The sequence below is a fragment of the Glycomyces sp. NPDC047010 genome, assembly GCF_040644205.1.
In the GTDB taxonomy this organism is placed as follows: Bacteria; Actinomycetota; Actinomycetes; order Mycobacteriales; family Micromonosporaceae; genus Glycomyces.
Map to the genome: position 1 here is coordinate 46,826 of NZ_JBEYVY010000006.1, position 14,857 is coordinate 61,682.

The 14,857-nt window shown below is 70.5% G+C and carries 13 protein-coding genes; 7 read left to right on the top strand and 6 right to left on the bottom strand.

The window, feature by feature from the left end; all coding sequences use genetic code 11:
• The first annotated feature begins 189 nt into the window (after positions 1-189).
• From AB0A65_RS13485 to AB0A65_RS13505, 5 genes are all read left to right on the top strand, one after another.
• A complete protein-coding gene (locus AB0A65_RS13485) occupies positions 190-1,215 on the top strand; it encodes a LacI family DNA-binding transcriptional regulator (protein ID WP_359950931.1) in 1,026 nt (341 codons plus the stop codon).
• Positions 1,212-2,564 carry an extracellular solute-binding protein gene (locus tag AB0A65_RS13490; RefSeq protein WP_359950933.1) on the top strand — a complete coding sequence of 451 codons (1,353 nt, stop codon included), beginning with the start codon at positions 1,212-1,214 and terminating at the stop codon, positions 2,562-2,564. Before AB0A65_RS13485 ends, AB0A65_RS13490 begins: the two co-directional genes overlap by 4 nt.
• A 128-nt stretch (positions 2,565-2,692) precedes the next feature.
• Positions 2,693-3,514: a sugar ABC transporter permease gene (locus tag AB0A65_RS13495; RefSeq protein ID WP_359951596.1), complete on the top strand. Its 822-nt coding sequence runs from the start codon at positions 2,693-2,695 to the stop codon at positions 3,512-3,514.
• Complete coding sequence (locus tag AB0A65_RS13500) at positions 3,511-4,395, top strand: carbohydrate ABC transporter permease (RefSeq protein ID WP_359950935.1); 885 nt, start codon at positions 3,511-3,513, stop codon at positions 4,393-4,395. Before AB0A65_RS13495 ends, AB0A65_RS13500 begins: the two co-directional genes overlap by 4 nt.
• A 68-nt stretch (positions 4,396-4,463) precedes the next feature.
• Positions 4,464-6,581 carry a beta-galactosidase gene (locus tag AB0A65_RS13505; protein ID WP_359950937.1) on the top strand — a complete coding sequence of 706 codons (2,118 nt, stop codon included), beginning with the start codon at positions 4,464-4,466 and terminating at the stop codon, positions 6,579-6,581.
• Here the strand turns inward: AB0A65_RS13505 and AB0A65_RS13510 are convergent.
• Both AB0A65_RS13510 and AB0A65_RS13515 read right to left on the bottom strand, forming a co-directional pair.
• Positions 6,578-7,444 carry a sigma-70 family RNA polymerase sigma factor gene (locus AB0A65_RS13510; RefSeq protein WP_359950939.1) on the bottom strand — a complete coding sequence of 289 codons (867 nt, stop codon included), beginning with the start codon at positions 7,442-7,444 and terminating at the stop codon, positions 6,578-6,580. The genes AB0A65_RS13505 and AB0A65_RS13510 overlap by 4 nt on opposite strands.
• 58 nt (positions 7,445-7,502) lie before the next feature.
• Positions 7,503-8,072, bottom strand: a complete 570-nt coding sequence (locus AB0A65_RS13515) for a TetR/AcrR family transcriptional regulator (protein WP_359950941.1) — start codon at positions 8,070-8,072, stop codon at positions 7,503-7,505.
• A 118-nt stretch (positions 8,073-8,190) separates the two neighbouring features.
• Here AB0A65_RS13515 and AB0A65_RS13520 point away from each other — a divergent pair, with 118 nt between their 5' ends.
• Complete coding sequence (locus tag AB0A65_RS13520) at positions 8,191-8,601, top strand: DUF4267 domain-containing protein (protein ID WP_359950943.1); 411 nt, start codon at positions 8,191-8,193, stop codon at positions 8,599-8,601.
• Between the two features lie 81 nt (positions 8,602-8,682).
• Here the strand turns inward: AB0A65_RS13520 and AB0A65_RS13525 are convergent, their stop codons facing one another.
• On the bottom strand, positions 8,683-9,981 hold the full coding sequence (locus tag AB0A65_RS13525) for an MFS transporter (RefSeq protein ID WP_359950945.1): 1,299 nt from the start codon (positions 9,979-9,981) through the stop codon (positions 8,683-8,685).
• A gap of 61 nt (positions 9,982-10,042) precedes the next feature.
• On the opposite strand from AB0A65_RS13525, the gene AB0A65_RS13530 reads away from it, so the two are divergent.
• Positions 10,043-10,588 carry a winged helix-turn-helix domain-containing protein gene (locus AB0A65_RS13530; protein WP_359950947.1) on the top strand — a complete coding sequence of 182 codons (546 nt, stop codon included), beginning with the start codon at positions 10,043-10,045 and terminating at the stop codon, positions 10,586-10,588.
• A gap of 82 nt (positions 10,589-10,670) precedes the next feature.
• Here the strand turns inward: AB0A65_RS13530 and AB0A65_RS13535 are convergent, their stop codons facing one another.
• From AB0A65_RS13535 to AB0A65_RS13545, 3 genes are read right to left on the bottom strand one after another with little or no spacing between them, the layout of a single operon-like run.
• Positions 10,671-12,302, bottom strand: a complete 1,632-nt coding sequence (locus AB0A65_RS13535) for a glycerol-3-phosphate dehydrogenase/oxidase (RefSeq protein ID WP_359950949.1) — start codon at positions 12,300-12,302, stop codon at positions 10,671-10,673.
• Between the two features lie 25 nt (positions 12,303-12,327).
• Entirely contained in the window at positions 12,328-13,857 is a 1,530-nt protein-coding gene (gene glpK / locus AB0A65_RS13540) for a glycerol kinase GlpK (protein ID WP_359950951.1), read from the bottom strand.
• Between the two features lie 55 nt (positions 13,858-13,912).
• A complete protein-coding gene (locus tag AB0A65_RS13545) occupies positions 13,913-14,686 on the bottom strand; it encodes an MIP/aquaporin family protein (RefSeq protein ID WP_359950953.1) in 774 nt (257 codons plus the stop codon).
• Positions 14,687-14,857: the final 171 nt, after the last annotated feature.

Below are 14,857 nucleotides of genomic sequence, written 5' to 3' on the forward strand. Positions count from 1 at the left end.
CGCCTCTGTTTCCGGCCCCGTTCCGGGCCGCGTTTCGAGGTGGTTTCGGGCTTTCGCCGCGGATGTCTTGACACAGGACGGCAGTGTGACGTAGGTTTCATGACAACGTAGTCACAGCAGGTCAGGAGCCCCCTCATGCCCCTCGCGCCTCCCCCCGGCGGGACCCCGGCACGGCGCCGCCCGCCCGGCATGACCGACGTGGCTCGCCTGGCCGGGGTCTCGCAGAAGACCGTCTCGCGCGTCGTCAACAACGAGCGGTACGTCTCCGACGAGGTCCGCGAGAAGGTCCAGCGCGCCGCCCGCGAACTCGGGTTCCGCCCGAACACGGCCGCGCGGGCGCTCATCACCGGCCGCTTCGGGCGCATCGGCGTCGTCGCCCTCGGCACCGCCCTGTACGGTCCCGCGTCCCTTCAAGTCGCGATAGAGCGCGCTACCCGCGCCGCCGGGATCTCCGTCATGGTGGCCAACACGATCGAAGGCCAGCCCGACTCGATCGGCGACGCCGTCGACTGGCTCCTCAGCCAGGGCGTGGACGCGATCATCATCTCCGAGCCGATCGACGAGGGCGTGGAGCTGCGCACCGACCCCGACGTCCCGGTCTACAGCGTCGGCCGCTCCCACCCGCAGGCCGAGAACCTCCTCACCGGCGAGTTCAACACCGACGGCTCCCGCGAAGCGGTCGAGCACCTCCTCGACCTCGGGCACGAACGCGTCTGGCACGTCGCCGGGCCCGCCTCCTGGTTCGCCGCCCGCGAGCGCGCCGACGGCTGGCGGGCCGCCCACGAGGCCCGCGGCATCGAAGCGCCCGAGCCGATCGAAGGCGACTGGACCCCCGCGTCCGGGTACGCCGCCGGGCTGCGGCTCCTCCGGGACCCCGCGGTGACGGCCGTCGCCTGCGCGAACGACGACATGGCGATCGGGCTCATGCGGGCCTACGCCGAAGCGGGCGTGGACGTCCCGGGCCGGGTCAGCGTGACCGGCTTCGACGACATCCCCGCCGCCGCCTACCTCACCCCGCCCCTGACCACGGTCAGGCAGCAGTTCGAGGCCGACGCGATCCGCGGCCTCGGCATCCTCCTGCGGCGCCTCCCGGGCGCGCCCACCGGCGCGCCCCAGCCGCCCCCGCCCCCGGACGCGCCCCTGCTCGCAGTCCGCCGATCCACCGCACCGCCCCCGAACCGGCGCAACGGAGCGCCAGGAAAGGACGCACGATGACACCCCGCTTCAGACGGAGGACGGGGCTCGCCGCCGCGGCCGCGAGCCCGCTCGCGTTCGGCGCCTGCGCCCGCCGGCCCGTCGAACCCCCAGCGCATGTCAGCCAGGCCGAGATCGACGAGGCCATGCGCACCCCCACCGAACTCGACTTCTGGACCTGGGTGCCCGGCATCGAGAAGCAGGTCGCCCTCTTCGAGGAGGCGTACCCGGACATCAAAGTGGACGTCACGAACGCGGCCCAGGGCGCGGGCCACTACGCGAAGATCCGCACCGCCCTGCGCGCCGGGCGCGGCGCCCCTGACGTCGCGCAGATCGAGTACGAGATGGTCCCCGCGTTCACCATCACCGACCACCTCCTGGACCTGCGGCCCTACGGCGCCGGGGAACTGGAGGACCAGTTCGTCGAGTGGGTGTGGGCGCAGGTCAGCGGCAAGGACGGCGAGGTCTGGGCGATCCCGCAGGACACCGGGCCCATGGGGATGCTGTACCGGGCCGACATCTTCGAGGAGCACGGCATCGAGGTCCCGGAGACGTGGGAGGCGTTCGCCGACGCCGCCCGCGCGCTCCACGAGGCCGACCCGGAGGTGTACCTGACGAACTTCCCGCCCAGCCAGGGCGCGTTCTTCGCCGGGTCCCTGTGGCAGGGCGGGGCCGACCCGTTCGCCGGGTCCGAGGGACCGGTCCTCAAAGTCGACGTCACTTCCGAAGCGGCGCAGAAGGTCACGGAGTTCTGGGCCGGGCTCGCCGCCGAGGGCGTCGTCTCCACCGACCCGGACTTCTCCGACCAGTGGTACCAGGCCGCGAACCGCGGCAAGTACGCCACGTGGCTCACGGCCGCATGGGGACCGGTGTTCCTCCAGTCCACCGCCGCGTCCACCAGCGGCAAGTGGCGGGCCGCCCCGCTCCCCCAGTGGGAGTCCGGCGACGAGGTCGCCGGGAACTGGGGCGGGTCCACCAACGGGGTCTTCAACATCACGCAGCACCCGATCCAGGCCGCGGTGTTCGCGCAGTTCATCAACACCGACCCCGAGTGCACCAAGGCCATGGCGACCGAGCAGTTCCTGTTCCCGCCCACCAAGGCCCTCCTGGAGGACCCCGACTTCACCGGCCTGGAACTGGAGTTCTACGGCGGCCAGAAGGTCAACGAGGTGTTCGCGCAGATCAGCGCCACCGTCTCCCCCGACTTCCAGTGGCCGCCGTTCAACGACCAGGTCCGCGCCGACTACGGCGCCACCGTCGGCACCGCCATCGCCGAGGGCGGCGACGCCGTCGCCGCACTGGACGCCTGGCAGGACCGCATCGCCGAGTACGCCGAGTTCCAAGGGTTCACTGTGGAGGAGGGGTCATGAGCACCGACACCGCAGACAGCGCCTCCGAGGCGCCGATCACGCCGCGCATCGGACGGATCGCCAAGCGCGGCAGGGGAGGCAAGGGCCCGCGGTACGCGAGGACCGGGTACCTCTTCGTCGCGCCGTTCATGATCGCGTTCACCGCAATGTTCCTCGTCCCCCTCGCCTACGCCGCCTGGTTCAGCCTCTTCCGCGAGCAGATGATCGGCGGCAACGTCTTCGTCGGCTTCGAGAACTACACGCGGGCGTTCACCGACCCGCAGCTCATCGCCGGACTCGGCCGCGTCGCCCTGTTCTTCCTCATCCAAGTGCCGCTCATGATGGCCCTGGCGCTGTTCTTCGCGCTGGCCCTGGACTCGGCGCTGCTGCGCCTGTCCAAGACCGTGCGCCTGGCGATCTTCATGCCCTACGCGGTGCCGAGCGTCGTCGCCGCCCTCATGTGGGGCTTCCTGTACGGGCCGGACTTCGGGCCCATCGCGCAGCTCGCCGACAAGCTCGGCGCGACCGCGCCGGACTTCCTCGGCGACCTCATGCTCGGCTCCATCGCGAACATCGTGACGTGGGAGTTCACCGGCTACAACATGATCCTGCTGTACGCGGCCCTGCGGGCGATCCCCACGGAGCTGTACGAGGCGGCCGCGGTCGACGGGGCAGGGCCCTGGCGCACCGCGTGGTCGATCAAGATCCCGCTGCTGCGGCCCGCGCTCGTCCTCTGCATGGTCTTCTCCGTCATCGGCAGCTTCCAGCTGTTCAACGAGCCGAGCATCATGCGCACGCTGGCGCCGAACATCATCGTCGCCGACTACACCCCCAACCTCTACGCGTACAACCTCGCGTTCGTCGGCCAGGAGTACAACTATGCGGCCGCCGTGTCCTTCGTGCTCGGCTTCGTCATCATGGCCGGCTCGTACATCTTCATGCTCGCCACCAACCGCAGGAGCCGGTCATGAGCGCCACCCCCGTGAAGGCGCGCAAGGCGCGCCCGAAGCGCAGCACGATCCTCACGATCGGGATGCTCGCGGCCGCCGCCTACTTCCTGCTGCCGCTGTTCTGGCTGGTCGTCGCCTCCACGAAGACCACCGGCGACCTGTTCTCCACCTTCGGGCTCTGGTTCGCCGGGGAGAACAACCTGTTCACGAACGTCGGCAACACGTTCACCGCCGACGACGGCGCGTTCGGGCAGTGGCTCGGCAACTCGCTGCTGTACGCCGTCGCGTCCGCGCTCGGCGGCACGTTCCTCGCCGCCCTCGGCGGCTACGGGTTCGCGAAGTACAGGTTCAAGGGCAACCGGGCCATGTTCATGGGCGTCCTCGGCGCCATGGCCGTGCCCTCGACGGCGCTCGCGATCCCCACGTACCTGCTGTTCAGCCAGGCGGGCCTGACGGACACGCCGTGGGCGATCATCCTGCCGTCCATGGCGAGCCACCCGTTCGGGCTCTACTTCATGCGGATCTACGCAGACAGCGCCGTCCCCGACGAGCTCATCGAGTCGGGCCGCATCGACGGCGCCGGCGACTTCCGGATCTTCTTCCAGGTCACCGGCCGCCTCCTGACGCCCGCCATCGCCACCATCATGCTGTTCATGCTGGTGCAGACCTGGAACAACTACTTCCTGCCGCTCATCATGCTCAACGACCCGTCGCTCTACCCCGTCACCGTGGGCCTCGCCAACTGGCAGGGCCAGGCCGCCAGCTCCGGCGGCGCCAGCGGCGACTACATACCGCTCGTGGTCACCGGGTCGCTCATCTCGATCTTCCCGCTGATCGTCGCCTTCCTGTTCCTCCAGCGCTACTGGACGACCGGCCTGGTCTCCGGCAGCGTCAAGCAGTGAGGCCGCGGGCCGGGCGCCGTGCAAGGACGGCGCCCGGCCCGCTCCCACCCACCCGAGAAGGGAACCGCATGTCCAACTGGCCCAACCCGATCCTCTTCGGCGCCGCGTACTACTACGAGTACCAGCCCGCGGCCGCCGACGGCCTCGACTCCAAGACCGGCCTCGACCGCCTCGCCACCGACCTCGACCTCATGGTCGAAGCCGGGTTCTCCGTCATCCGCGTCGGCGAATCCGTCTGGAGCACTTGGGAACCCGAGAACGACCGCTTCGACCTCGACTGGCTCCAGCCGGTCCTCGACGGCGCGCACGAGCGCGGCATCGCCGTCGTCCTCGGCACCCCCACGTACGCCGTCCCGCCGTGGCTCGCCCGCCTCTACCCCGAGATCGCCGGCGAGCACCGCACCGGCGAGCGGATCGCCTGGGGCGGAAGGCAGGAGGTCGACTACACGCACCCGGCGTTCCGGTTCCACGCCGAACGCGTCATCCGCAGGATCCTCGCGCGGTACGCCGACCACCCCGCGATCATCGGCTTCCAGGTGGACAACGAGCCGGGCCTCCAGCTGTTCCACAACCACGGCGTGTTCCAGCGGTTCACGGACTCCCTGCGGCACCAGTACGGCGACGTCGAGACCCTCAACCGCGAATGGGGCCTGGTCTACTGGTCGCACCGGCTCTCCACCTGGGCCGACCTGTGGACCCCCGACGGGAACTACCAGCCGCAGTACGAGCAGGCGTGGCGGCGGTTCCAGGCCGAGCAGACCACCGAGTTCATCGGCTGGCAGGCCGACATCGCCCGCGAGTACGCGCGCGAGGACCAGTTCACGACCACCTGCATCTCGTACCCGCGCCCCGCGATCGACGACCGCGCGCTCACCGAGCGGCTCTCGATCACCGCCGGGAACCCGTACTACCGCATGCAGGACGCGTTCGCACTGCCGCACGACAGCAGCGGCGACGCGGCCAACTGGAACACCCAGGGGACGTGGGCGCTCTACCACTCGGCCGACCGCATGTACTCCTCGCGTCAGGAGCCGTTCCTGGTGACCGAGACGAACGCCCAGGCCATCGGCGGACCCTGGGAGAACCTGCCCGCGTACGACGGGCAGTGGCGCCAGGCCGGGTGGGCGCTCGTGTCGCGCGGCGCGCGCATGATCGAGTACTGGCACTGGCACACCCTCCACTTCGGAACCGAGACCTACTGGGGCGGGGTCCTCCCCCACAGCCAGGAGCCCGGCCGGACCTACCGCGAGCTCGCGCGCCTCGGCGCGGAGCTCCGCAAGGCGGGCGCGGCCCTCGACGGGCTGGAGCCGCACGCCGACGTCGCGGTCCTGTACTCCAAGCCGAGCGAATGGGCCCTGACGGCGCAGCCGCCGCTCCAGAACGCCGACGGCGGCCCGGACCGCCGCTCCTTCGAGTCCATTACGGGCCCGTTCTACAAGGGCGCCTTCGACGCCGGGCTCCAAGCGCGGATCATCCACACCGAGCAGCTCGGCGACCCGGCCGAGGCGGTCGCGCAGTACCCGGTGCTGGTCGCTGCGGGGATCTACGCGGCCGACGACGCGCTTTTGGACTGGCTGGAGCGGTACGCGGCGGCGGGCGGCCACCTGGTCATCGGCCCGCGGACCGGCTACGGCGACGAGGAGGCGCGGGCGCGCCTGGAGGTGAAGCCGGCGCGCCTGACCGAGGCCGCCGGGGTCTGGTACGAGGAGTTCGCGAACCTCCTGGAACCGGTCGCGGTCCGCGCCCCCGAAGGCTCGGGCCTGAACCTGGGAGAGGATGCGGCGGCGGTGAAGTGGGCCGACGGCGCATACCCGCGCGGTGCAGATCCGCTGGCGGAGTACGTCCACCCGCACTACGGCAAGTTCGCGGCCGCGACGACGCGCGCGCACGGCGAAGGCCGGGTCACGTACATCGGCACGGTCCCCAACGACGCCTTCGCCAAGGCACTCTTCGAGTGGGCCGCCCCGACCGACCACTGGCGCCCGACCCACCCGAGCGTCACGGCGACCAGCGGAACGGCAGGCGACGGATCCACGGTCCGCTTCCTCCACAACTGGTCCTGGGAGAGAGCCGAAGTCGAAATCCCGACCGCAGCGGTCGACCTCCTGGACGACACCGAATACACGGCAGGCACCACGATCCACCTCACTCCGTGGGACGTGAAGATCCTCCGCGACGTGGGCTAAAGCTCGACCAGGTCGAGGGTTGCGATCGTCGCCGGGTCGTTCGTGATCGTGATTTCGGTGATGCGGCCGTTTTCGACGGTGCAGGCGAGGACGGATCGGGGGGTGCCGCCGGGGGCCCACATGGCGCCGACGTAGCCGTCGACGAGGACCGGGATGGCGGCGCGGGCGTTGCCGTTGAAGATGGCGGCGACCTGGGTGGCGCCGAGGACTTCGCGGCCGGCGAAGCCGGTGGCGACCGCGGCGTCGTCGGCGACGACCTTGATGTCCGGGTCGAGGACTTCGAGGAGGTCCTCGAAGCGGCCGTCGCGGGCGGCGGCGAGGAACGCCTCCACGACCGAGCGCTGGAGCGGCACATCCGGGACGGGCGTGCCGCCGCGCACGCGGCGGCGCGCCCGGCTGGCGAGTTGGCGGGTGGCCTCCGGGGTGCGGTCGAGGACCGGGCCGATGCGGTCGAAGGGGACGCCGAAGAGGTCGTGGAGGACGAAGGCGACGCGCTCCGCCGGGTTGAGGGAGTCCAGGACCACTTGCAGCGCAAGGCCGACCGAGTCGGCCATGACCGCCTGGGCCTCCGGGTCGGGGGCGGGGGCGTCGCCGGGGAAGGCGGCCGTGTCGTGGTCGCGGTCGAGTTCGTCCTCTCGGCGGGTGCGGCGCGTGCGCAGGAGGTTGAGGCACACGCGCGACGCGACGGTGGTGAGCCAGCCGCGGAGGTTCTCGACCTCGGCGGTGTCGGTGCGCGCGAAGCGCATCCAGGTCTCCTGGACCGCGTCGTCGGCCTCACTGGAGCTGCCGAGCATGCGGAACGCGACCGCACGCAGGTGGTCGCGGTGCTCCTCGAATCGCTGCACCAGGAAATCGTCGCTCATGGGTCCTCCGTGAAAGTCGGTCAACTGTACTGACCCGCGGAGCCCGCCGGATGTGACGTCAGGAGTTCGTGAACTTCTCCAGCACGACCTCCAGGCGCTCCGCCTGGTGCTCGGGGCGCAGGCGCCCGTCGCGGGCCAGCACCGCCAGGCCGTGGATCGCGGCCCATCCGGCCTCGGTGACGGCCTCGGGGTCGTGGTCGCCCGCGAGGGGCGCGAAGACCGCGAAGAGCGGGGCGAACCCGGCTTTGAGCACGTCGGGCGCGTCGGGGCCGAAGGGGAGGCCCTCGGCGAGTGTGAAGGCGGCCTCGAAGACGGCCGGGTGGCCGGTGGCGAAGTCGAGGTACGCCTGGGCGACGGCCGCGAGCTCCTCCCCCGGGGCCGCGCCCGCGCGGGCCGCTTCGAGGGCTTCGGCGAGTTCGCCGATGCCCTGGAGGGCGACGGCGTCGACGATCGCGCCGCGGCCCGCGAAGTGGGAGTAGAGGACCGGCTGGCTGTATTCGATGCGTTCGGCGAGCCTGCGGATGGTGACCGCGGGCCAGCCGTCGGCCTCGGCCATCTCGCGGGCGGCGTTGACGATGAGGGTTTCGCGCTGGGCGCGTTCGCGTTCGCGTCGCTGACTGGTGACCATGCAAGAAATTCTAGCACCGCTAGACATCCGAGCAAGGCTATGCTAGCGTCATTCATGTAACTAGCACTGCTAGATTTTCTAGCCACCTCAAACGATCGATCGAACCGGGAGTCCCCCAATGAAAGCCCTTCGCATCACCGCCGACGCCCTCACCGTCATCAGCGTCCTCTTCGTCTTCTCCTTCGGCCTCCAGTACCTCCTCACCCCCGGCGCGGTCGCGCCGAGCATGGGCTTCGCCCACTGGCCGACCGGCGAGGCCGCCGAGTTCCTCAGCGTCAAGGGCGCCCGCGACCTCGGCTCGGCGATCGTGCTCCTGGTGCTGCTCGTCATCCGCGAGCGCCGCGCGCTCGGCTGGGCCCTGCTCGCCACCGCGCTCATCCCCATCGGCGACGCCTCGCTCATCCTGGCCCACGGCGGCAGCGCCGCGATGGCCTTCGGCGTCCACTACGCGACGGCGGCCGGCGTCATCGTCATCGGCCTGCTCCAGCTCAAGGTCGCCAAGGGCGCCAAGGCGGTCGAGCAGGGCTGAAAGAAGAGGTGGGCCCGCCCGGCAGCGGGCGCCGACGAGGCTCGGCGGCCGCTGCGGGCGGGCCCGGACGCGGGAGACGGTTCAGGCGGCCGCTCCCGCGAGTTCGTGTTCTGGGTCGGGCAGGGTCGTCATGTTCCGCAACGGCGAGAAGAAGACCGGCAGGAACGCGAGGCACATCCCGGCCGCGGCGATCCACAGCGTGGTGCGGGCGCCGAGGGCCTGGCCGAGGACGCCGCCGAGGATCGCGCCGAGGGCGTACGTGCCGTAGACGACGAAGCGGACGGTGGCGTTCATGCGCCCGAGCATGTTGTCCGGGGTGAGGCGCTGGCGGAAGCTCACCTGGGTGACGTTGTAGACCACGCCCCCGGCGCCGACGAACGCCATGAGGGCGGCGCCGAGCCAGATCCGCCAGCCCGGTTCGGCCGCGGGGACCAGCAGGATGAACGGGGCGGTGACGGCGATCGAGACCCACACGACGCGGCCTTCGCCGAGGAGCCGGGTGAAGATGCCGACGGCGAACGCGCCGAAGACGCCGCCGACGCCGAAGAGCGCGAAGAACAGGCCGATCTCGCCGGGGCTCATGCCCATGTCGCGGGGCAGGAAGACCACGATCATCGCCATGAACGCGCCGGTCCAGAAGTTGTAGGTGCCGGTGCACGACACGATCGAGGCGAGGATGCGGTTGCCGAAGACGAACTTCAGACCGTCCTTGATCTCGGTGGACACGCGGGAGCCGTGGGCCGTTTCGGGTTTGGGCTCGCGGCGGCGGATGCGCAGCAGCAGGAGCGCGGAGGCGCCGAGGGCGACGGCGTCGAAGGCGATGGCGACGGGCGCGGTGAGCCACTGGATCAATTGCCCGGCGAGGACGGGTCCGCCGAGCTGGGCGGTGGCGCGGACGGTCTCCAGTTTGGCGTTGCCCTCGACGAGGTGCTTGCGGCCCACCAGGTGCGGCAGGTAGCTCTGGTACGACACGTCGAAGAAGACGGTGAAGACGCCGATGAGCAGCGCGACGGCGTAGAGCTGCCAGATGGTGAGGACCTCGGTCCACCAGGCGATCGGCACGGTGAGGAGCACGGCGGCGCGCACCACGTCGCTGACGATGAGCACGCGGCGGCGGCGCATCCGGTCGACCCAGGCGCCCGCGGGGAGTCCGATGAGGACGAAAGCGAACATCGTCATGGAGGAGAGCACGCCGACCTCGAACTCGCTGACGTCCAGAGCGATGACGGCCGCGAGGGGCAGCGCGAGCGAGGTGATCTGGTAGCCGACCTGGGCGACGGTGGTCGACAGGAAGAGGTCGCGGAAGTCGTGGTCGCGCAGGAGGCCGAGGCGGTCGCGTTTCGCGGGCGCGCCGGTCTCGGGGTCGCCGAGGGAGATCATGCGATTGAGTATTCCCAATCGATTGGGAAATGTCAATCGGTCCTGCCGCTAGGATGGGGTCGTGGCAGAGCAGCGCAGTTCAGAGGGCTTCAAGGACGACCGGACGCTGGCGACCGAGGCCGAGGCGAAGGCGGTGGCCTCGGCGGTGCGCCTGCGGATTCTGCGCCTGTGCCTGGACCAGGCGCTCACCAACAAGGAGATCGCGCTGCGGCTGGGCTCGAACCCGGCCACCGTGCTCCACCACGTGCGCAAGCTGGTGGACACCGGGTTCCTGGCCCCGCAGGAGGAGCGGATCGGCGCCCGCGGGGCCCGCGAGATCCCGTACCTCGCCACGCGCAAGTCCTGGTCGCTGCGGCTGGGCGAGGAGTTCTGGTCCGACATGTCCACGGCGATGATCGACGTGTTCCAGACCGACGTGGCGCAGCTCGGCGACCCGGCCAAGCTCAACCTCGGGCGGCTCGGGCTGCGGCTCAACGAGGAGCAGTACGAGGAGGTCAACCACCGGTTCAAGGTGCTGCTCAACGACCTCGCGGGCATGGAGCCCGGGCCGGGCGCGCGCCCGTTCTCCGTGTTCCTGGCGATCCACCCCGACTCCAGCCGGGATTAAGGAGCGGGACGGGGACCCCTCAGACCCCGCCCCGCCCTCCGAGGCGGTTGTGCCTGCCTCGTGTGTGTGGAAGAAAGCTTGTTTACCTCTGGTCGAGCAGCCGCTGGACCTTCCCGCGGACCTCGGGCGTGTCGAGCCCGCGGATGGTGAGGGTGGTGCGGCGGCGCAGCACGTCGTCGGGCGTCTCGGCCCACTCCATGTCGCGCGCGTAGACGACCTGCGCCCAGATCTCGGGGGCGTCCGGGTGGACGCGCTCGGCGAGCTCCGGGTGCTCCCCCGCGAGGCGGGCGATGTCGAAGGCGATGGAGCCGTAGTGGGTCGCGAGGTGCTTCGCGGTGTCCTCGCCGAGGTTCGGCAGCGGCGCGCCGCCGTCGGACAGGAGCCGGTGCTCCACGGCGTGCGGGTTCGCGATGCCGGGCAGCGGGAGGCGCCGCGGCAGGTTCCGCATGGGCTCCATCTCGGCGCCGAGCGTGTACCCGGGCATGGCGGCGAGCTTCTTCATCACCGTGCGCCCGATGTGACGGAACGTGGTCCACTTGCCGCCCGCGACGGAGAGCATCCCGCCGCGACCCTCGGTCACCACGGTCTCGCGCTTGGCCTTCGCGGTGGAGCCGGGCCCGCCGGGCAGGACCCGGAGGCCGGCGAACGTGTACGTGATGAGGTCGCGGTCCAGCTGGTTCGAGCGGACCGAGTGACCGGCCTCGTCGAGGATCTGCCGGATGTCCTTCTCGTTGACGGCCACGTCCGCGGGGTCGCCCTCGTACTCCTCGTCGGTGGTGCCGAGCAGGAGCATGTCCTCCCACGGGAGCGCGAACGTGATGCGGTACTTGTCGATCGGCGTCGCCAGCGCGGCCTTCCAGTGGGCGGTGCGCTTGAGGACGAGGTGGGCGCCCTTGGAGAGGCGGATCGACGGGTCGGACCCGGCGTCCTCCATGCGGCGCAGGTGGTCGACCCAGGGGCCGGTGGCGTTGAGGACGACGTGGGCGTTGACGCCGAACTCGGTGCCGTCGGTGCGGTCGCGCAGGTCGGCGCCGGAGACGCGCTTGCGCTGGCCCTGCCTGCCGGTGAAGCGCAGGCCGGTCACTTCGGCGTGGTTGAGGACGACGGCTCCGGCGTCGGCGGCGGCGCGCACGGTCATGAGGGCCATGCGGGCGTCGTTCATCTGGCTGTCGCCGTAGACGGCGACGGCTTTGAGGTCGTCGGTGCGCAGTTCGGGCACGGCCATGCGGGCCTTGACCGGGTTGAGCAGGTGGCCGACGCCGTCGCCGAACGCGGAGAGCGCGGAGTAGGCGAAGACGCCGGCGCCCATCTTGGCGGCGCCGTGGGGGCCGTTCTTGTAGATGGGCAGGTAGAAGGTGAGGGGGCGGGAGAGGTGCGGCGCCACCTGGCGGGTGACGGCGCGGCGTTCGAAGTGGTTCTCGGCGACGAGTTTGACGGCGCCGGTCTGGAGGTAGCGCAGTCCTCCGTGGAGGAGTTTGGAGGAGGCGGACGAGGTGGCCCCGGCGAAGTCGCCGGAGTCGACCAGGGCCACCCGCAGCCCCGACTGGGCGGCGTGCCAGGCGGTGGAGATGCCCAGGATGCCGCCGCCGATGACGAGCAGGTCGAACGTGGTGTTCGACAGGTTGTCGCGCTGCTCGGCCCGGTCGGCGCGCTCGGTGAAGCGTGCGACGGTCGGGTCCTCCCAGTTCGCGGGGAGGTGCTGCAAGGTGGTCATGGCCGCGCTCCTAATTGCACTGTTGCTAGTCTTCCAGCCAGCCCATGGTCCGCTCGACGGCCTTGAGCCAGTTCTTGTACTCGCGGTCCCGCAGGTCCGGGTCCATGTCCGGGGTCCATTCGGCGGCCCGGCGCCAGTTGGCGCGGAGGTCGTCGGTGGAGTCCCAGAAGCCGACCGCGAGGCCGGCCGCGTAGGCGGCGCCGAGGCAGGTGGTCTCGGCGACCATGGGGCGCACGACGGGGGCGTCGAGGACGTCGGCGAGGAACTGCATGAGGAGGTTGTTGGAGGTCATGCCGCCGTCGACCTTGAGGGCGGAGAGCACGACGCCGGAGTCCTTGGTCATGGCGTCGGTGATCTCGCGGGTCTGCCAGGCGGTGGCTTCGAGGACGGCGCGTGCGATGTGGGCCTTGGTGACGTACCTGGTGAGGCCCGCGATGACGCCGCGGGCGTCGGAGCGCCAGTAGGGCGCGAACAGGCCGGAGAAGGCGGGCACGAAGTACGCGCCGCCGTTGTCGTCGACCGAGGCGGCGAGCGTCTCGATCTCGGCGGCGGTCTTGATGAGGCCCATCTGGTCGCGCATCCACTGGACGAGGGAGCCGGTGACGGCGATGGAGCCTTCGAGGGCGTAGACGGGGTCCTGGTCGCCGATGCGGTAGCCGACGGTGGTGAGCAGGCCGGACTCGGAGTGGATGAGCTTCTCGCCGGTGTTCATGAGCATGAACGTGCCGGTGCCGTACGTGGACTTGGCCTCGCCGACGGAGTAGCAGGTCTGTCCGAACAGGGCGGCCTGCTGGTCGCCGAGCGCGGAGGCGACGGGGACGCCGCCGAGGAGTTGGCCGAGCGTGCCGCCGGTGACCTCGCCGTAGGTCTCGGCGGAGGAGCGGATCTCGGGGAGGACCTGGAGGGGGACGCCCATCTCCGCGGCGATGTCCGCGTTCCAGGACAGGTCTTCGAGGTTCATCAGGAGGGTGCGGGAGGCGTTGGTGACGTCGGTGACGTGGACGCCGCCGTTCACGCCGCCGGTGAGGTTCCAGATGACCCAGGAGTCCATGGTGCCGAAGAGGAGGTCCCCGGCTTCGGCCTTCTCGCGCAGCCCTTCGACGTTGTCGAGGAGCCAGGCGATCTTGGGGCCCGCGAAGTAGGCGGCGAGGGGGAGGCCGGTCTCGCGGCGCCAGCGGTCCTGGCCGGCGTCGCCGCCGAGCTGCTTGCAGAGCTGGTCGGTGCGGGTGTCCTGCCAGACGATGGCGTTGTGGACCGGCTGCCCGGTGTGCTTGTCCCACAGCATGGTCGTCTCGCGCTGGTTGGTGATGCCGATGGCGAGGATGTCGTCGCGGCGGGCGCCGGCCTTGACCATGGCGCCGGCGACGACCTCCTGGACGTTGCGCCAGATCTCGGCGGCGTCGTGCTCGACCCAGCCCGGCTTGGGGAGGATCTGCGCGTGCTCCTTCTGGTCGACGGCGACGATGCGGCCGTCGCGGTCGAAGACGATGCACCGGCTGGACGTGGTGCCCTGGTCGATGGCCGCGATGAACGGTCCGGTGTGTGAGTCGGTCATGGTGCGCTCCAAAACATCGTTGTCGAGGCGGAATAGGTCGATTGTGTCCCCATGGCTACGCGAAGGCAACGTTGTAGAGGAGGGCGGCGAGGGAGCCGCCGACGAGCGGGCCGATCACGGGGATCCAGGCGTAGCCCCAGTCCGAGGAGCCCTTGCCCTTGATGGGCAGGAGGGCGTGGACGATGCGGGGGCCGAGGTCGCGGGCCGGGTTGATGGCGTAGCCGGTGGGGCCACCGAGGGAGAGGCCGATGCTGACGACGACGAGCGCGGTGATGAGGACGCCGAGGGCGCCGAGGCCCTTGCCGGAGTCGTTGAGGCCCTGGGTGAGGATCGCGATGAGGAGTACGAAGGTGCCGATGACCTCGGTGAGGATGTTGAGGACGGGCTTGCGGACCTCGGGGCCGGTGGAGAAGATGCCGAGGACGGGGCCGGCCTTGGCGTCTCCTGCGGTCTCCGGGGAGTCGGGCTGGTTGGCGAGGTCGGCCATGTGGGCCTGGAACTGGCCGTAGTAGGCGACCCAGGCGAGGGTCGCGCCGATCATGGCGCCGACCATCTGGGACAGGATGTAGAGGGGGACCTGGCTCCACTCGGTGCCGCCGGTGATGGCGAGGCCGATGGTGACCGCGGGGTTGAGGTGGGCGCCGGAGACGCCGGCGGAGACGTACGCGCCGGTGAGGACGGCGAAGCCCCAGCCGAACGCGATGGCGAGCCATCCGGCGTTCTGGGCCTTGGACTTCTTGAGGGTGACGGCGGCGCACACGCCGGCGCCGAGCAGGATCAGCAGGGCCGTGCCGACGACCTCGCCGACGATGATGTCTGTGTTGGACACTTGGAACTCCTTTGTCCGTGCCCGAGTTCGGTGCCGGGGCGCCGTCCTCGTTGGAAGGGCTTTTGTTCACGTCAGTGACTCAAGTGACCGCTGAAGCCGTTTAGCGTTCGACAATGCCGACCGACGTACGCAAAGTGTTCTCCTCGGTTACCCGCGCGTCAATAGGTATGT